This window comes from Oceanobacter sp. ABM4_470 (genome assembly GCF_056158645.1).
In genome coordinates this window covers 1,815,433-1,833,636 of sequence record NZ_JBSWTR010000001.1, presented here as the reverse complement: position 1 = coordinate 1,833,636, position 18,204 = coordinate 1,815,433, and the positions used below count along the sequence as shown (strand labels likewise).

Genomic DNA, 18,204 nt, shown 5'->3' with positions numbered 1-18,204 from the left:
TGATGATATACTCCGCGGCCTTTGTTGATATAACCTCTCACTGCTGGAATCGATGACCTCCCGAACCGCTCCAGAGCTTGACCCCGCCGATTTGATCGCCATTTTTGATGGCCTGTTTGCTGAGTCTGAAACCACTCGTCTGGTGGCCGGTGACGACGAGCCGATTTATCTGCCCGCCAACGATCAGTGCGATCATCACCGGCTAATCTTTGCCCACGGGTTTTACGAATCTGCACTGCATGAAATCAGCCACTGGTGTATCGCCGGCAGTCAGCGTCGGTTGCTGGTGGATTTTGGTTACTGGTACGAGCCGGATGGTCGCAGCGCCGAACAACAACGTGAGTTCGAGCAGGTTGAGGTGAAGCCACAGGCGGTAGAATGGTTGTTGTCGGAAGCTTGTGGTCGCCGTTTCCACATCAGTACCGACAATCTCGACGGTGATCCCGACGAAGTAGAGCGGGGCCGACAGCTTTTTGCCGACAATGTATGGAAACAGGCCCATCTGTATCTCAAAAACGGTTTGCCCCCGCGGGCAGAAGTATTAAAACGGGCGTTACTCGACTATTATCAGCGCCACGAATGTTATTCCGCCCAGTTGTTTGTGCGGGAAAGACTCTGATTGGAGACACTTTTGTTCAAGAAAATTTTCAAGGCAGTGAAGGGCAACCAGGATAACAACGCCGGATCTGCATCCCGTCCTGCTGCAAAAGCACCGTCCAAATCGTCTTCCCGATCTGGCCAGGCCGCTGCCAAATCCCAGAACACCAGCAAACACCCACGCGGTGACCAGCCACAAGCGGGTCACAGTGGCAAAAGCAACAACGCGGCCGATGGCCGTGGTAAAAAGTCCGGCAAGAAATCCGCTGGCAAGTCACGCCAGACTGGCCGTCAGGCTGAGCCACAAACGCCGTGGAATGCGGCCGACTTCAAGGTTGAGCCAGTTGAAGGCAAAACCCGCTTCCATGACCTCGACCTGCCGGATTGCATCATGCATGCGATTCAGGATTTGGGCTTTGAATACTGCACACCGATTCAGGCCGAAAGTCTGCCAGCGGCGATTCGTGGTCGTGACACCATTGGTCAGGCACAAACCGGTACCGGTAAATCCGCTGCCTTCCTGCTGACCATTATGAATCGTCTGCTGACGGTACAGCCTGAAGAACGCTTTGCCAGTGAGCCGCGTGCCCTGATCATTGCGCCAACCCGGGAGCTGGCGCTGCAAATTGGCAAGGATGCAGACGGCCTTGGCAAGTACTCTGGTCTGAATATCCTCACCGTTGTGGGTGGCATGGATTATGAGCCTCAGCGTAAGGTGCTGCGTAACGAAGTGGTGGACATTCTGGTGGCGACACCAGGCCGTTTGATCGACTTTATGCGCAATCAGGATGTGTTCCTGGATCAGGTTGAAATCCTGGTGCTGGACGAAGCCGACCGTATGCTGGACATGGGCTTTATTCCCGACGTGCGCCGCATCGTTCGTGCAACGCCGCCGAAGGATCACCGTCAGACCTTGTTGTTCTCGGCGACCTTTAACTTCGATGTTCGCATCCTGATTGACCAGTGGACCCGTGAGCCGATCAAGGTTGAAATCGAGCCAGAGCAGGTCACCACAGACCGGGTTGAGCAGCACCTGTATCTGGTGTCTGAAGCCGACAAGTTTGGCTTGCTGGAGCGTTTCCTCAAGCAGGAAAATCCGGAGCGTTGCATCATCTTCGCCAACCGACGTGACCATACCCGCAACCTGTGCGACAAGCTGAACAAGAAAGGCTTTAAAGCCTTGTTGTTGTCGGGCGAAGTGGCCCAGCAGAAGCGTCTGAAAACACTGGAGCGTTTCCGCGATGGCGAAGTAACCATCATGGTTGCCACAGACGTTGCCGGTCGTGGTATTCACGTTGATGGTGTTTCACACGTATTTAACTATACCTTGCCGGAAGATCCTGAGGATTACGTTCACCGTATTGGCCGTACCGGCCGTGCTGGTGCCAAAGGCCAGTCATTCAGCCTGGTGTCCGAGGACGATGCGTTCTCGCTGCCAGATCTGGAAAAGTACCTCGGTACCAAGCTGCCGCTGAAGCAGCCTTGAGTTGTAAACTCTGACGGCGTTCACTTGAACGCCGTTTTCTTTTGTTCATCACTTCGTATTTCCAGTCGACGCTTCTTTTCTCTTTTCTCTTTTCTCTTTTCTCTTTTCTGTCGGCGTTTGCCTCTATTTGGCCCAAATATCCCGATGATACCTTCGGCCAGTTAGCGCTTGGCGGTGGTGGTGCTAGTCTGTATGGGGCATCTATTTCAGTTTATTCCGATGCCCTCTTTAAGCAGACGCATTCCAGCCATCGACCATCGGAGCAAGGCCGCGGATGAAGGAAGCCCAGTCAGTCCGACAGATCAGTGATGTCATACGGGAAGGTCATGTCACCTCCTGGATTCAGCGAGATATTGAATCGGAAGTGGCCGATGCCGAGGCCATTTTTAACTCGCTGCGGTTCAATCAATACTCCCTCGAAGTCGCCAGCTACGAAGTGTTCTGGCTACGGCGGGATTCCCGTATCGTTAACGTCAATGCGGCCGCTTGTGCGCGGATGGGCTACAGCCGCAGCCAGATGATTGGTATGGCTGCATGGGAATGGGACCCTAACGTACGCGAGCAGGACTGGCCCCATATTTGGGAGGCGCTGAAGTCCAACGGTTCCAGTTTGTTTGAATCGCGTCACCGCGACACCGCTGGCCATGAGTTTCCGGTTGAAATCCGTTCCCACTATTTTGAACTGGATGGCGAAGAATACGCCGTGGCTTTTGTGCTGGATATTTCCGAGCGTCGTGCCGCCGAAGCCAAACTGACGCAGTATCAGGAGCATCTGGAAGAGCTGGTGGAAGAGCGCACCGCCGAGCTGGTGCGAGCCAATCAGCAAATGGAAACCATGCTGCAAGAGTTGCAAGCCGCCAAGGAAAAGGCTGAGGCTGCGGACCGGGCCAAAAGTGAGTTTCTGGCCAACATGAGTCATGAAATCCGCACGCCAATGAACGGCGTGCTGGGCATGATCAACCTGATGATGGAAAGCGAACTCAATGCCGATCAGCAGGAAATGGCCCACGCCATTCGCTACAGTGCCGATTCGCTGATGACCATCATCAACGACATTCTCGACTTCACCAAAATTGAATCCGGCTGCCTTGAGCTGGAAGAAATTGAATTCGACCTGCCTCGAATGCTGTCGTTGTTCTCAGAGTCCATCGCACACCGGGTATCCGAAAAGCGGCTGGTGCTGCTGTGCCCGGCGCAGCCCATCCTCAAACAGTGGGTGATTGGTGATCCGGGCAGAATTCAACAGGTGTTGTTCAATCTGGTTGGCAACGCCATCAAATTTACCGATAACGGCTCTATTCAGGTGTTTTGTGAGCTGGAAGAAGAAGCCGATAACAATGTACGGCTGAAATTTCGGGTGGTGGATACCGGCATTGGCATTCGCCCGGAAAACCTCAATCGGCTGTTTGAACGCTTTTCCCAGGAAGATACCAGTACCACCCGAATCCACGGTGGCACCGGGCTGGGTTTGAGTATCTCGCAGCAAATAGTCAGCCTGATGGACGGCCATATTGGCGTAGAAAGCGAATACGGCAAAGGCTCTACCTTCTGGTTTGATGTCCGGCTGCAGTCCAGTCGTCGCAATAACGAAAGTGCTTATTGCGCCAGCCGTATTTTCAACAATCTGACGGTCATGGTGTACGAGCCTGAACAGTGCAGCCGGGAGTATCTGACCCGGGTGTTGGATACCTGGCAAGTGCACTACCAGCTACTGGATTCACTGGAATCCTTGCCAGACACACCAAAGAATCAGCGGCTGGTGCTGTTGATGGCAGTGGACGGTGAAGCGTGTGAGGCGCTGGAAGGGCTGGATTCGATGTTGGAAGGCTACGAACAGGCCAGCCCGTCGGTTGTGGCGATGTTGCCGCCGGGGATGCGGCTGGACAAGGACGCCATGCCGGGTAGCGAGCGTTTTAGCACGGTGGCCAAACCGCTCAATCAGTCTGCGCTGCTGAACCAGATCAATGACTGTATAGGCGCATTAAACCCACAGGCGCTTCAGGTTCCGGCCCCGACGGCTGAAAAAACGCTGATGTTTAACGCTCGGGTGTTGCTGGTGGAAGACAATCTGGTGAACCAGAAAGTCGCTCAGGGCATGCTCAAACGCTACGGCCTGACCATCGATATTGCCGCCAATGGCAAGGAAGCGCTGGCGCGTCTGGTACAGCATCCCGATTACGACATGGTGTTTATGGATTGCCATATGCCGGTGATGGATGGTTATGAGGCCACCCGATGCCTGCGGGCCGACAAACAGTTCAGCCGTTTGCCGATCATTGCCATGACAGCCAACGCCATGCGGGGTGACCGGGAAAATTGTTTGCAGGCGGGAATGAACGACTATCTGGCCAAGCCCGTCAGGGCAGAGGCGCTTAAAAACCTGCTTTTACGATGGTTGGTGCAAACGTCCGACCGCTGACCCGGTTATTACGTTACGGCCAACAGGCTCTCTATGAATGCCGTTCGCGCGGGGCAGAGTTATTTAACCTAGTGCCCGCTCAATGCTGCTCACCAGCCATTCTCCGTCATCCATAGGCAGGTCGTGGCCTGCGCTTGGGTGCTCAAACAAGGGTTTGCCCCAGGCTTTGGCAATAGCGTGGCTACATTGGCTCGACACCAATTGGTCGTTGGCACTGCAATACAAATAGGCACGCTTGCACGGTGCGTTATCGGGGCCTTGGTAGCCTCCAGCTGCCTGTATTTGGTGAATGATGTTGCTGGCGCTCATCGGATGTTGGCGGGCGAATTGTTTCCACTCAGCCAGGCAATGTGGTGGTGGCGTGTGATTCAGGGTCATGTCGAGAATGCCGCTTTCCAGAGCCGCCGGATCTTGTAGCAGTTTTGGGGCGAGTTTTAGCAGGCGCGCCAGAGCTCTGGGTTTCATCCGTTGCCATGGTCGTGAAAATCGGCCGAAGCTGGTGTTGATCAAATGCAACTCGGTAACTTCATCCGGGTATTTGGCGGCCCAGGCGGTGGCGATCATAGCGCCCATGGAAATGGCGATCAGGGTGAGGTTGTTCAAGCCATCCGGTTTCAGCTCGAGGGTTTGGCGACGCATATCCTCGACCATGGCCGCAATGTCAGCAGGGGAGTGCTCGGTCGAGCGTTCGCCATTACCGGCCAGCTCTGGCATCAGCAGTTCTTCTACTGGTGCCAGCTTTAACAACTCAACGGGGAAGTTGCCCCAATGAAAGCGGCTGCGAATCAGGCCTCGCAGCAGCACACAGGTACGTGGGCCTGAGTTATCAGGCCCTGTGGCGTACTCAGAAGTCGAAGTAGCGGTGGATACCGAATTGGAATGTGGTCCCTGCATCAAAGTCACTCGTCAGATTGGCGCGCTCCAGCGTCAGACGATAGTCCCACTGATTGTAGGTTCGCTCAACACCCACCCGGAAGTGCCAGTAGGAATCGCGGTCATCGTGACCATAATTATAGTCGTCATCGAGACCCAGCAGGCGATGTTGGGCGCCGTAAAACTCGAAATCGAAATCGGAGCTATGCAGGGTGTATGAGGCTTCCAGTACCCGGCGAGCAAAACGACTGCCAATGTAATGGTTGGTATGACGCCAGCCCAGCACCAGAGACTGGTCATAGAAGACGCGGGCATGAACCTCATTGTAGTGGTTCAGGTTGTCCTCATCGCGGGAGCTGTCACCCTGGAAGGTGTAACGGGTGAAACCGGCATCCAGGCCCAAATCGGACGTCAGGGAACGGCTGATGCCAGAGTAAAAATCCCACTCTGAATGCGAGTCGTCGTCCTTGCGCTGCAATTGGCTGGCCCAAACGCCACCATAAACGCCGCTGCTATGAACGTAGTTGATACCACCTTGCGCCGCAAAGTTGCCGCGGGTTTCGCTGATGCCGTCACGGACGTACTCCGTCACCAAACCCAGCTGGGCATTGGTTTCGGCCTGGGCAGGCAAGCTAACGGCGGCAAGTGTGACCAGCACGCTGGCAGCCAGTGAGTGAATAACGGATTTGGCTACCGAAGCAGCGGGCAGGCGAACAGACAACATGGGGCGATAATTCTCGGTATTGGCTCGATTTCGGGTCATACAACAAATCAGAGGCGCTCATCATACGCGAATCGGCAAACAATTGTCGCCAGCTCTCTGACAAAGCAACAACAGACTCTGAAGTTGTGAGCCGGGTTCCATCGGGTTGCCCGGTAGGTCGTTAACAACTGCCGAGTGGCTGGTCTTTTTCTGCCAGATTCGGATACCAGCGCTGCAACGCCAGTGCGTGTTGCCGTTGTTTTTGGGTTTGCCCTTGCGGTAACCAGGCCGTTTGATTGGCCAGCGCCGACATCATGAAATCGAACAATGTGATGTGGCGCCGCAAAATGCGCTGATGTCGGTGCGGCAACACCGGATTAAACAGCCCGTGAAAATGCAGTAAGTGCAGAGGGTTCTTGCGTACCCATGCCCAGGACCCCATTTCCAGCGTCAGCGGCAGAAAGACCCCGTTCGGGTTGGCTTGCTGATAACCGTCGTACAGATAATCCCAGACGTCGCCATTGGTGGTGTAGCTGTGCGCCTGAGGCTCAAACAGATACATGCTGTGGTTGGGATAAGAGTGCTCGAATAACTGCGTCAGGGCATGAGCTTCGGCCAAACCGGGCCACGGATTCATGCTCTTGGCATAGGGAAACCAGATGCGGTCGCGGGAGCCAAAACCGCTGTGGCAATCCAGTGAAATACACAGGGGTTGCTGGTATAGGGTTTGGGCAATCACGCTGGTCAGCGCCTGATTTTCCGGCTCCATCGCCGCATTCTTGCGGCCCCGGTACCAGGGCAGATGACGTGACAAACGCTGGCCACCAACCAGCATCGGCGTGCGGTGCTCGGCCTCTACCGGAGCGTTGCGCATCAGGTCGACGCCGTTGGCGTTGCAGCGGGAGTTTTCCCACATACCGGACGGATTGACGATGGGAATAAACAGCAGGCGCAATTTCTCCAGTTGCTGCTGCAATTGTTCGTCCCATTCCAGTCGGTGAATCAACGAGCGCAAAAACGCCAGAATAATCTGGCTGCCAATGCGTTCCACCCCATGTACGCCGCCGATTAAAGCCAGTGTCGGTGCGATGGTATCCCGGCTGCCCATCTCGATGGAATAGATAGGCAACTGCGTGCCCGCATGATGGATGTGCGCCGGGGCCGAGATACGCATTTCCTTGCGGCCCTCATTAATCAGGGCTTCCAGCTCGGCTAATTCCGGCAAGGCTTTCTGAATATGGTAGATTCGTCGGCTCATTTACATCTCCACGCAGGGTTTCCATTCTGCATTCGAGTTTTACAGAGACGGCCACCTCATAGGGTGCAGCCTTGCTTCGAAGACTGGCAAGGCGTGTACGTCGGATTAAACAGCTGTCTTCTGAAGCATAGGTTACAACTGACATGAAATCGTTTGGCGCTCGGGGATATGACCCTGAACCACCCGTTAGACAAGGCTGGCAGTGGCTGAAAACACTGGCACCCTATTTGTTGGAGTATCGCAGCCGGGTTGTGGTTGCAATGATTTGCCTGGTGGGCGCCAAAGTGGCCAGTGTTAGCATGCCGTTCCTGATGAAGCATCAGGTGGACCAGCTTGACCAGATGCCTGATGGCTTCAATGGCGACGCCTGGTTGTGGTTTCCGCTGGGGCTGTTGTTGGCGTACGGTCTGGCGCGTTTGATGTCGGTGCTGTTTGGTGAAATCCGGGATCTGGTGTTCGGGCGGGTCACCGAGCGGGCGATGCGGCGCACCGCCTTGAAAGTGTTTCGCCATTTGCACGGTTTGAATCTGGCGTTTCATCTGGACCGTCAAACCGGTGCCTTGCAACGCGACATTGAGCGTGGTGTGCAAGGCATTAGCTTTCTGTTGCGCTTTCTGGTGTTCAACATTCTGCCAACGCTGTTGGAACTGCTGATGGTAATCGGCCTGCTGCTGATTAACTACCCACCAGTCTTTGCTGTGATTACCGCAGTTGCTGTGGTGCTGTATGTGTTGTTCTCGGCGCGAATGACCGAATGGCGCACTCAATATGTACGAGAGGCCAACCGCATGGATTCGACCACCCATGCTCGCGCCCTCGACAGCCTGCTGAATTACGAAACCGTTAAATACTTCAATGCTGAACAGCGTGAAGCGACCGCCTACGATGAGGCGCTGGCAGGTTGGGAAGCAGCACGCCAGAAAAATCGCTACACCCTGTTTGGTCTGAACGCGGGCCAGGCTCTGATCATCAGCGTGGCCATGCTGTCGATGATGATGTTCGCGGGCTGGTACGTGGTGAAAGGGGAAATGACCCTTGGGGATTTCACGCTGGTAAACGCGTTTATGTTTCAGCTGTTTTTGCCGCTGAACTTTCTGGGGTTTGTCTACCGCGAATTGAAGGCGTCTATGGCCAACATCGAACGCATGTTCGAGCTGCTCGGTGAAACAATCGACGTTCCTGATCTGGGAACCGAAGCACCGGCAGCTGGTAAGGGCGAACTGGAATTCAGACAGGTGGTGTTTGGCTATCGATCCGATCATCAGGTACTGAAGGATTTTTCATTGCGCTTGCCAGCTGGCAAAACCCTGGCGGTTGTTGGTGGTAGTGGTGCGGGAAAATCGACCCTGACCAGACTGCTGTTTCGCTTTTACGATCCTCAGCAGGGTGACATTTTGCTGAATGGCCAGTCGATCCAGCGGGTGCCGATGGCCAGCCTGCGAGAGCAATTGGGCATAGTGCCGCAGGATACCGTGCTGTTTAACGACTCGTTGAAAAATAACCTGCTGTACGCGCGCCCAGAGGCCAGTGATGACGAGCTGCACAGCGTGATCCGAATGACGCGCTTGTCGGGGTTGATTGAGCGACACCCGGAAGGTTGGGACGTGCTGGTGGGGGAGCGCGGTTTGAAGCTGTCCGGTGGTGAAAAACAACGCATTGCCATCGCACGCATGTTGCTGAAAAAGCCAGCCATCATGCTGTTTGACGAAGCAACGTCATCGCTCGATTCTGCTACTGAGCGCGCGATCATGGCCTCCATCCGAGAGGTGTCGGCCGGACACACGACGCTGATCATTGCCCATCGGCTATCGACCATCGTCGACGCCGATCTGATTGCCGTGGTTGAACAAGGACAGGTGGTGGAATTGGGCGATCATGCTCAGTTGCTTGAGCAGCGTGGGGCGTACTTCCAGTTGTGGCAACACCAGAATCAGGGCTCGACCTCAGTCAGTGATGACGAAGGAGCGGCAGAATGAAATTACTGATTGTGGACGCCATGAACCTGGTTCGCCGGGTGTATGCCGCGGTAGAGAACACGCCAACGGCGCTTGAAGCAACCACCAGTCGCTGCATTGCCACCATCCATAACAACATGGAATGGCTGGAGTGTAGCCATTTGGTGATGGTGTACGAGTCTGAAGGTGACACCTGGCGTCATCGCATGTGGGCGGACTACAAACTAGGCCGCTCGCCAATGCCAGACCACCTGAATCAACACCTGACAGAAATGCAGCAGGCGTTCGAGCGCAATGGCATCCACTGTATCAAGGTGGACGGCTGGGAAGCCGACGATGTGTGCGCCACGCTGGCGGTGAAATGCGCCGATCGCGGTATTAGCTCGGTCATTCTGTCAACGGACAAGGGCTTCAGTCAGCTGGTGAATCAGCACATTGCCATTGCCAACCACTTTGACCGCCAGTTTCTGGACGAAGACGGCGTGATGCAGCGCTTTGGTCTTCCGCCAGCCAAATTGGTGGATTTCTGGGCCATGACCGGCGACAGCACCAACCACTTGCCGGGCGTGCCTGGTTTGGGGCCGAAATCGGCGTCTGCCATTCTCGATGCCGTGGGCAGCCTGGATCGAGCGCTGATTGGCACCGGGCAATTGCTTGAGGACGGAGTACTAAAACCCGCGCAGGCCGAAAAACTGAATGCCCATTGGCAAGATGCCTTGCTGACCCGGGAATTGGCCCGCTTGTCGACTGACGTGCCGGTGGCGGTAAATCTGAAAGAGCTTCGGTATGAACCCGGTCGCTAGTGTGGGGCTGTTAGGTTAGGGTCGTCAGGTAAGGGTGGTTCGGGCTTTAATCTTCGATCAAACACTTGTTTGAATTAAAACGCTTGTTTGATTAGACTCTGGTGCTGTTAATTATTTCGACACGGGAGTGGTCATGGCGGTTGATATCAAAGTTCGCGGATACCATCTGGATATTTACCAGCACGTGAATAATGCCCGTTATCTGGAGTTCCTCGAGGAAGCCCGCTGGGAGTTCGTCGAACAGCATAACTTGTTGGAGCTGTTTGCCAGCCAGAATTTGGCGTTCATTGTGGTGAACATAAACATTTCCTACCTGCGCCCTGCACTGGCTGGCGAGACCCTACGGGTGTTGTCGGCCATCGATACCCTGGGCAACAAAAGCGGCGCGGTGAAGCAGAAAGTGGTACTGCTGAAAGACGGCAAAGAAGCCGACACCATCGCCGAAGCCAAGGTGACTTTCTGTTTGGTTGATCTGAAAACCCAGCAAACTGTGCCAATTTCCGGTAATGTTCGCGCCTCGTTGGAGAACATGATTGAGGAAGAGCTATGAACCTCGATGAGGTGTTAGCGGAGATTGATGCGTTTCTGGGGTGCGAAACCCCACAAGCCTGGGTGGATGAAGCCCTGAAGCAGCAGGAAATCCTGCTGATCGACCACGCCAATTGCGAAAAGAAAGCGGCGACCACGGCCATGAACCTGCTGTACAAGCATATTGATCGTGAAGACCTGCTGAAGAAAATGAGTCAGCTGGCCCGCGAAGAGCTGCTGCACTTCGAGCAAGTGGTCAACATAATGAAAGACCGCGGCATTACTTACCGCCACGTGTCATCGTCGCGCTATGCGGCGGGCATGCGTGATGCGGTGCGTAAGGGCGGAGTTCCTGAGCTGATCGACATCCTGATTGTCGGTGCTTTCATTGAGGCACGCTCATGCGAGCGGTTTGCCAAAATTGCACCGTATCTGGATGAGCAGCTGGAAAAATTCTATCGCTCATTGCTGCGCTCGGAAGGTCGTCACTACAAGGACTACCTGACGCTGGCACAGCAATACTCAGACGAGCCAATTGAGGCTCGCGTGGCGTTTTTCCAGCAGCTTGAACGTGAGCTGATTGAGTCACCAGACGCTGATTTCCGCTTTCATAGTGGTGTACCGACGGCCGCTTGAGGCGGTTGCCGGTTTCCTTCTGTCGCTGTCGGAATCTAACGCCTGTTGTACTAGGGACCCTCTGAATAATTCTGCACAGCTCTGCGCGAGCACCTAGTTATTCAGGTGGTCCCAGTTCAGTCGCGGCAGGCGCGAATGATTTTCTGGCACACGTCTGTGATGGTTTCGTATTCATCAGAATCGATCACGCGGGCATCAAGGTCACGACGAGCTTGTGAAAGGCGCGCCTCTGCGTCTTTCAAATCAGTAAAACGGCGGTTCGCTTCGAGTGCACGTGTAACAGTTTGAGCGGTCATTGTTGTTCCCTTTGTGTTGGTCTGCGGTCTTGGCTACGTGAAGTGTTCGGTTTCACCGTCACGAATACGTTTATAGTTGTTATTCGTATTGGCAGGTTCCCTTGATCTTCAAATGCTTCAGTCCATGAAACGAGTGTAATGCGTTTTTGTGCGTTTGTTTTTCGCAATGCCCAGATTGTAGCAATGATTACTGGGCAGTCTTATGACGGCCTTAGACGTATTGGTTACCAATATTCTGGAGTAAACGAATGCCTGAGCATATAGCCGATGACTGGCAAATCTGTACGAATGGCGTGATATGTGGCTATTGGCGTGCGGGAGATCAAGATTCCCCTGTCTTACACCTGCTTCATGGCAATGGATTTTGCGGGATGACCCTGTTGGCATTGGCCGAATCACTGCCGCGAAGCTGGAATTTGCTGGTGTCGGACGTGCCAGGACATGGTCGTTCGCCAGCGGCGCAAAGTGCTTTCCCGGTTTGGTCGGAGTTGGCTGATGCTGTCGCCAGCTTTGCGGCAGGTGTTATTGCTGAGCGTATGCCTACGGCCAAAATCAAAAACACAACGTTAAATAGCGGCGCAGTAAACACCCCACGAGATATTGGCAACAATGTATATGCAATTGGCCATTCCATGGGCGGGGTGCTAACCACGATGATGGCTGCACGTTATCGCGGACTGTTCAGTCGTATCGTCCTGCTTGACCCGGTATTGTTTCCGGCGTCTCTGATTCGTTTGCAGCATGTTCTTAAATTTACCCGGCTGTGGGGTATTAATCCGTTGGTGAAGCAGGCGCGGCGCAGGCAGGCCCATTGGGGAGATAAAGTGTTGGCCGGGCGTTACTTTCGTTCGAAGCGGTTATATGCCAACTGGGACGAACGGGCGTTAGGTGGCTATCTGGAATATGGTTTGCGCGAAGTCGACACTGGTGTGGCGCTTGCTTGTACGCCCGAGTGGGAGGCGCGCTTGTTCGGGTCGGCTCCGGATGGCATGTGGGATTGTGTAAGAACGCTGGACGTGCCCGTTACCATCCTGAAGGCCGATGGCGAGTTTGGGTTTGTCGAGCCCGGTGTCAGGCGTGCTATTAAGATTAACCCCAATGTTCGCGCTATCGATTTTGGTGGTAGTCACTGCTTTCCCATGGAAGAACCGCAACGTACTGCTGATATGATTGTCAAAATATTCGAATAAAGTATCGTTGCAACCGGCGTTACTGGCTGGGCTTTTAATGCTTCAATGTGACCCGAAAACTATCGTATTGTTAGTATTTGTTAATAAGCGCACTAAAGGGCTGGTCGGGGTAAAAAAGGGCTTTAAAACCTTTGTCAAAAGGAAACCCTTAAGCTATCTTGGCTGTTATTGAATCAAATAATAAAGCGAGAGTGTTGAGTTAGACCTATGAACGTGGAGATTCAGGCAGCGCTTGAAGTTGCTGATGAAACTGATTCATTTCTGCAAATAACAGATGTGATATACGACAAGGAAGCCGAGCAGGGTTACAGTGCCCTGAGCGACGCCGAAAAAACTGTTTTCTGTATCGATGGTTTGTTACGGGAAATGGAAAACGGCGGGTTCTCCCAATTCTTTCACCACGATGTCGGCGCTTTGGCCCACGACACGCTGGGGTCGTTGGAGCGCATTAAGGCGCGGGATACTCATGCCTTGCTGGAAAAGCTGGTGGCCATGTTTCCGGATGCGACAGTGCCAACGGAGGAAGATGAGCGCGTTGATCAGTTTGATCAGATCGAAAGCGAGCATGCAGATGAGGTGTCGGCGCTGGATGATCGTTTCTACGACGTCAGTGACGGCCTGGTCGCTCAAACCTTGCAGTTTGTTTCCAAAAACCTGAAAGATTTTTATTGATTGATCGGGTACCGGATATCACCAAAAAGCCGCTGATTCAGCGGCTTTTTTGGTTTTTGCGCTCTCGCTCAGAAGTGCTTTGTTTTGCTGAATCGCACTGCTGGCCGGCGGGCATACTGCTGCATGACCCGCCTCTTTGGTGAGGCGCTTGTGAAGCGCCTGGGTGGATTTATTTCTTGCGCTTGGCTTGCTTGCCAGCAGCAGATGCCTTGTCTTCCTTTTTCCTTTTGGACGACTTCTTACCAGAAGATTTCTTCTTGCTATCTTCAGGCTGACCTTCGTCTTCGGCAATGTGGGAGATGGTTCTCAGGCGGTCAATGATGTCGCCATTGATGGTGCCATCCGGGAATTCGCCGTTGTCGTCCATAACACCTGCCTCACGCTGCATCAGCAGCTCCAGCGCTTCATCCACATGCTTGATACAATGAATCTGGAATTGCCCGGAGGCAACGGCTTCGACCACGTCATCGTGAAGAATAAGGTTGCGGCGGTTGGATTCCGGCACAATCACGCCTTGTTTGCCAGTCAGGCCGCGAGCCTTGCAGAGTCGGAAAAAGCCTTCGATCTTCTCGTTCACGCCACCAATGGCCTGTACTTCGCCATGCTGGTTCATCGAACCTGTCATGGCAAAGCTTTGATCGATGGGTGAATTGATCAGGGCAGAAATCAGGCACACCAACTCAGCCAGTGAGGCGCTGTCGCCGTCGATGTAACCGTAGGATTGCTCCATCGCCAGATGGGCCGAAATGGCCAGTGGGAATTGCTGCGCGTAGCGGTTGCCGAGGAAGCCGGTCAGGATCATCACACCCTTGGAGTGAATTGCCTGGCCCAGGCTAACTTCACGCTCAATATCGACAATGCCGCGTGAGCCCGGATACACGGTAGCGGTAATACGCGCCGGAGAGCCGAAGCTGCTATCGCCCAATGACATCACGGTCAAACCGTTCATCTTGCCGACAGCGGTGCCCGACGTTTCCAGCAGTACCGTGCCATCCATCATTTGCTCGAACAGCTTGTCGTAAACCCGGCCGGTGCGTTCCAGCTTGGCAGTCAGTGCGCGTTCGATATGGTGTGGTTCGATGGTTTTGTCTGCCGCCATTTGGCGAATGAAATCGGCTTCAGACAACAGGTCGAATTGTTCGCCAATGTGGGCGCTGAGGCAATCCTGCTGTTCGGCCAGGCGGGCGCTGAATTGCACCATGCGCGCAACGGCATCGCGACTCAGGGGCGCGTAGCCTTGTTCGTCAGTGCGGCTTTTCAGCAGGCGGGCATAGGCATGTAACGACTCATCTGTTAATGGCAGGTCGTTGTCGAAGTCCACTACGGTTCTGAACAGACGATTAAAGTCTTCGTCGTATTGCTGCAGCAGGTAGTACACCTGGCGGGAGCCAACCAATACCAGTTTCACGGACAGCGGAATGGTCGCTGGCAGCAAGCTGGTGGTGTTGAAAATGCCCATCTCGGAGTAAGGCGAGTCCATTTTAAGCTGGCGGGACTGAATGGCGCGTTTCAGCGCGTCCCAGACAAAAGGCTCCTGTAGGACTTTCTCGGCGTCCAGAATCAGGTAGCCGCCGTTGGCCTGATGCAACGCGCCCTGGCAAATACGCTGATAGCTGGTGACCAGAGCACCCTGGTCGCTGGTGTATTCAATACGACCAAACAGGTTGCCGTAACTCGGGTGCGCTTCGTACACCACCGGTGCACCGCTGTCGGTGGAGTGGTGGGTGACCACATTCGGTAGCAGCGATTCTTCCAGGCGGTTGCGCTTGACATATTCCTCGCGCAATTCCATCAGGCGGTCGTCGATCAGTTCTTCCAGCACCAGACGGGGCAGGTGTTCTTCCATTTCGTCCAGATGGCTGGAAACCCGGTCGTGATGGCCAAAACGGTCGCGCAGTGGCGTCAGCAGCGGCTCAATGGCTTCCTTGATGGTTTGCTGGTTCAACTCACGCTGTTGGTCGCTGCTTTCCCGTTTCCATTGCGGCAATTCGGCCAGATGGTCGCCCAGCATTTGCTCCAGCTGGGCGATGGTTTCATGGAAATGCTCGCGTTCTTCTTCTGGCAATTGGGCAAAATCGGATTCATCCAGTGCCTTGCCTTCACGCAGTGGGGTGAAGCTGATGGTGGAGGCATCGCGGTATACGGCGACTCCTTGTTTGTGCGCTTCCTTCTCAACCTGTTCAATCGCTTTGTCGTACTTGCGGTTGAATTGGTAATCAATGGCGGATTTTTTTTGCTGGTAGGACGGGTGTTCGAAAGCTGCTGGAAAGGTCGCCAACAGCTGGTCGATCAGCTGGCGAATGTCTTCTTTCAGTTGGCTGGCTTCTGCCGGTTGCAGTTCAATCACACCCGGCTCACGGGGGTTTTTGAAGTTGTTTACGTAACACCAGACGGTCGGTGTTTCCTGGCGTTTGGCTTCGCTTTTCAGGTAGTCGCGAACGTAGGAAGAGCGGCCTGTGCCTGTGTCTCCCATTACAAAGATGTTGTAACCCGGACGCTGCATGGCAACGCCGAACTGAATGGCATTTACTGCTCGTTCCTGACCCAGAACGCCGTGAAAGCTGTCGAGTTCTGAGGTGGTGTCGAAATTGATGATGTCCTTATTGACGCGTTGGGTCAGATGTTCAGCAGGAATAAGTGTCGATACGTTGGCTGACATGTTATCCGTCTATATTGCGGCTGTTAGAAGATTCCACACTATTGGGAGTTGATTTACTTGGCAAGTAATTCACCGCATCTTTGACGGTCTCGCGCCCTTATTTGCGGGCGCTGGCTGGCAAGAACAATGCAACACAGCATTGCAATTCGAGCCTCGGACGGCATAATGCCGGCCGTTTTTTCCGTCGGTAGCACCCATGTCAGTTCAGCCTGAAGATCGCACGACGATCGATATGTTCTCGACTCCGAGACGTGGTCGTCCCAAAAGCAGCCCTTATGATCGCCGTTCCCAGAGTCGCTTTAACAAGCGCCACCAACGGATGCGTGACAAGGAACGTGGCTTGCAGCGTCTTGAGGTCAAGATTGAAGGGGATATCATCGATGCCCTCGACACCGCCGCCAGTGAATTGAAGCTGACCCGTGCGGACGTCATCTCGTTGGCGTTGAAGCAATGGCTGCATTTGTAGAACAACTTGTTTGAATAACCCCTTGATTTTCAAAGAAGTTGTCATTAATATGCGCGCTTCCTGACGTAAGTCGGGCGTTATGGTGGCCCCTGTTGGTCCCCTCGCAACGATAAACTGCGAACCCCGCCAGGCCCGGAAGGGAGCAACGGTAGTAGTCGACTCGTGTGCCGGGGTGTGGCTGATGGGGGTCATCTCCAACTTCCCCTGACATCCCCCTCGTAAGTCGCTATCATTCGCCAATCGAAGTTTAGCTGAGTCAGCGTTTTCATGAGTTATCAGGTACTTGCACGTAAATGGCGGCCAAAGTTCTTCCACGAAATGGTTGGCCAGGAGCACGTCCTGAGAGCGTTGATCAACGCCCTTGACGAGCAACGTCTGCACCATGCCTATCTGTTTACCGGTACCCGTGGGGTCGGTAAAACCACTATTGCCCGAATTCTTGCCAAGTGTCTTAACTGTGAACAAGGCGTCAGCTCTCGTCCGTGTGGCGAGTGTTCTTCCTGTCGCGAAATTGCCGAAGGCCGTTTTGTTGACCTGATCGAAGTGGATGCTGCCTCTCGTACCAAGGTTGAGGACACCCGCGAACTGCTCGACAACGTCCAGTACGCGCCGACGCGAGGCCGCTACAAGGTTTACCTGATCGACGAAGTGCACATGCTCTCCACCCACAGCTTCAACGCCCTGTTGAAAACGCTGGAAGAGCCGCCCGAGCACGTCAAATTCCTGCTGGCAACCACCGATCCGCAAAAGCTGCCGGTCACCGTGCTGTCTCGTTGTTTGCAGTTCAGCCTCAAAAACATGACGCCGGAAAGCATTGTTGGCTATCTGGAAACCGTTCTGGACGCTGAAAGTGTTCAGTACGAAATGCCCGCGTTGTGGCAATTGGGCCGTGCGGCACAGGGCAGTATGCGTGACGCCCTTAGTTTGACCGACCAGGCAATTGCTTTCGGCGAAGGCAATGTCTATGAGCACCAGGTAACCAGCATGCTGGGTACCATGGACCGCGGTCGACTGTTCAAACTGGCCGAAGTCATGGCGCGCGGCAGTGCGCCTGAAGTGCTGGCTGAAGTGGCTGAGATGGCCGAACATGGCCCGGACTTTGATGAAGTGGTACAGGGGTTGCTGGGTATCTGGCATCGCGCCGCACTGGCGCAAGTGGTGCCGGATGCCATCGATAACGCCGAAGGTGACCGCGAGGCCATTCTGGCGCTGGCGGTGGCCATGAACGGCGAAGACTTGCAGCTGTATTATCAAATTGCGCTTTCTGGTCGTAAGGACCTGGCGATGGCGACAGACCCGCGTCAGGGCTTTGAAATGCTGGTGCTGCGCATGTTGGCGTTCCGTCCAATGCCGGAGCAGCTGCCGCAAGCGTTGGCCGATTTGGATCTTGAAACCGCGCTGACCAATCCTTCCGTTGCTGTATTTGCTGCCGATGATCCGGCGGCCGAAAAAAAAAGTTAACGGCTGAGTCTGGGTTTTCATCCCCTTTACCTGAAGCATCTGCTTCCGACTCTTCAGTATCTGAAGTGCCCGATGCAGAAGCTTCTGAACCACACCTGCCAGTCGCAGATCAGTCTGTCTCGACGCAGTCTCGTATTTCTCAGGAAAATGCTGCTGAAGATAGTAGTGTTCAAGATAGTAGTGCTGAGGAACGAGAGACTTC

15 protein-coding genes, 1 other RNA gene and 1 pseudogene are annotated in these 18,204 nt (G+C 54.3%); 12 read left to right on the top strand and 5 right to left on the bottom strand.

Annotated elements, in window-relative coordinates; genetic code table 11:
• Positions 1-52 precede the first annotated feature (52 nt).
• The 3 genes from ACXADJ_RS08065 to ACXADJ_RS08055 all read left to right on the top strand — a co-directional run bounded on the left by ACXADJ_RS08065 (position 53) and on the right by ACXADJ_RS08055 (position 4,502).
• Complete coding sequence (locus ACXADJ_RS08065; RefSeq protein WP_475064591.1) at positions 53-619, top strand: elongation factor P hydroxylase; 567 nt, start codon at positions 53-55, stop codon at positions 617-619.
• A gap of 12 nt (positions 620-631) precedes the next feature.
• Positions 632-2,083 (top strand): ATP-dependent RNA helicase RhlB, encoded by a 1,452-nt coding sequence (gene rhlB / locus ACXADJ_RS08060; RefSeq protein ID WP_475064589.1) that lies wholly within the window; start codon positions 632-634, stop codon positions 2,081-2,083.
• Between the two features lie 274 nt (positions 2,084-2,357).
• Entirely contained in the window at positions 2,358-4,502 is a 2,145-nt protein-coding gene (locus ACXADJ_RS08055; RefSeq protein WP_475064586.1) for an ATP-binding protein, read from the top strand.
• Positions 4,503-4,565: 63 nt separating this feature from the next.
• On the opposite strand, the gene ACXADJ_RS08050 is transcribed toward ACXADJ_RS08055, so the two are convergent.
• The 3 genes from ACXADJ_RS08050 to ACXADJ_RS08040 all read right to left on the bottom strand — a co-directional run bounded on the left by ACXADJ_RS08050 (position 4,566) and on the right by ACXADJ_RS08040 (position 7,336).
• Positions 4,566-5,396 (bottom strand): alpha/beta fold hydrolase, encoded by an 831-nt coding sequence (locus ACXADJ_RS08050; protein WP_475064584.1) that lies wholly within the window; start codon positions 5,394-5,396, stop codon positions 4,566-4,568.
• Complete coding sequence (locus tag ACXADJ_RS08045; RefSeq protein ID WP_475064582.1) at positions 5,347-6,138, bottom strand: TorF family putative porin; 792 nt, start codon at positions 6,136-6,138, stop codon at positions 5,347-5,349. Before ACXADJ_RS08045 ends, ACXADJ_RS08050 begins: the two co-directional genes overlap by 50 nt.
• Positions 6,139-6,259: 121 nt before the next feature.
• Positions 6,260-7,336, bottom strand: a complete 1,077-nt coding sequence (locus ACXADJ_RS08040) for a DUF2817 domain-containing protein (RefSeq protein WP_475064580.1) — start codon at positions 7,334-7,336, stop codon at positions 6,260-6,262.
• Positions 7,337-7,479: 143 nt separating this feature from the next.
• Between ACXADJ_RS08040 and ACXADJ_RS08035 the strand changes: the two genes are divergently transcribed.
• The 4 genes from ACXADJ_RS08035 to ACXADJ_RS08020 all read left to right on the top strand — a co-directional run bounded on the left by ACXADJ_RS08035 (position 7,480) and on the right by ACXADJ_RS08020 (position 11,258).
• Complete coding sequence (locus ACXADJ_RS08035) at positions 7,480-9,312, top strand: ABCB family ABC transporter ATP-binding protein/permease (RefSeq protein ID WP_475064578.1); 1,833 nt, start codon at positions 7,480-7,482, stop codon at positions 9,310-9,312.
• Entirely contained in the window at positions 9,309-10,094 is a 786-nt protein-coding gene (xni, locus tag ACXADJ_RS08030; protein WP_475064576.1) for a flap endonuclease Xni, read from the top strand. Before ACXADJ_RS08035 ends, xni begins: the two co-directional genes overlap by 4 nt.
• 133 nt (positions 10,095-10,227) lie before the next feature.
• The gene (locus ACXADJ_RS08025) at positions 10,228-10,644 is read left to right on the top strand and encodes an acyl-CoA thioesterase (RefSeq protein ID WP_028292519.1); all 417 of its coding nucleotides are present in this window, start codon (positions 10,228-10,230) and stop codon (positions 10,642-10,644) included.
• Positions 10,641-11,258, top strand: a complete 618-nt coding sequence (locus ACXADJ_RS08020; protein ID WP_475064573.1) for a MiaE family protein — start codon at positions 10,641-10,643, stop codon at positions 11,256-11,258. Before ACXADJ_RS08025 ends, ACXADJ_RS08020 begins: the two co-directional genes overlap by 4 nt.
• Before the next feature lie 116 nt (positions 11,259-11,374).
• On the opposite strand, the gene ACXADJ_RS08015 is transcribed toward ACXADJ_RS08020, so the two are convergent.
• Complete coding sequence (locus ACXADJ_RS08015) at positions 11,375-11,554, bottom strand: hypothetical protein (RefSeq protein WP_028292517.1); 180 nt, start codon at positions 11,552-11,554, stop codon at positions 11,375-11,377.
• A gap of 248 nt (positions 11,555-11,802) precedes the next feature.
• On the opposite strand from ACXADJ_RS08015, the gene ACXADJ_RS08010 reads away from it, so the two are divergent.
• Positions 11,803-12,744 carry an alpha/beta fold hydrolase gene (locus tag ACXADJ_RS08010; protein WP_475064571.1) on the top strand — a complete coding sequence of 314 codons (942 nt, stop codon included), beginning with the start codon at positions 11,803-11,805 and terminating at the stop codon, positions 12,742-12,744.
• Between the two features lie 207 nt (positions 12,745-12,951).
• Positions 12,952-13,416, top strand: coding sequence for a DMP19 family protein (locus ACXADJ_RS08005; RefSeq protein WP_475064568.1), 465 nt, complete (start codon positions 12,952-12,954; stop codon positions 13,414-13,416).
• A gap of 169 nt (positions 13,417-13,585) precedes the next feature.
• Here ACXADJ_RS08005 and ACXADJ_RS08000 read toward each other — a convergent pair whose 3' ends face one another.
• The gene (locus ACXADJ_RS08000) at positions 13,586-16,075 is read right to left on the bottom strand and encodes a Lon protease family protein (RefSeq protein WP_475064566.1); all 2,490 of its coding nucleotides are present in this window, start codon (positions 16,073-16,075) and stop codon (positions 13,586-13,588) included.
• 196 nt (positions 16,076-16,271) lie between these two features.
• Here ACXADJ_RS08000 and ybfE point away from each other — a divergent pair, with 196 nt between their 5' ends.
• The 3 genes and pseudogenes from ybfE to dnaX all read left to right on the top strand — a co-directional run.
• Positions 16,272-16,541, top strand: coding sequence for a LexA regulated protein (gene ybfE / locus ACXADJ_RS07995; protein WP_028292513.1), 270 nt, complete (start codon positions 16,272-16,274; stop codon positions 16,539-16,541).
• 90 nt (positions 16,542-16,631) lie between these two features.
• Positions 16,632-16,728, top strand: an RNA gene (gene ffs, locus ACXADJ_RS07990) — signal recognition particle sRNA small type.
• 80 nt (positions 16,729-16,808) lie between these two features.
• A pseudogene (gene dnaX / locus ACXADJ_RS07985) lies at positions 16,809-17,888 on the top strand (DNA polymerase III subunit gamma/tau); the annotation flags it as partial.
• Positions 17,889-18,204: the final 316 nt, after the last annotated feature.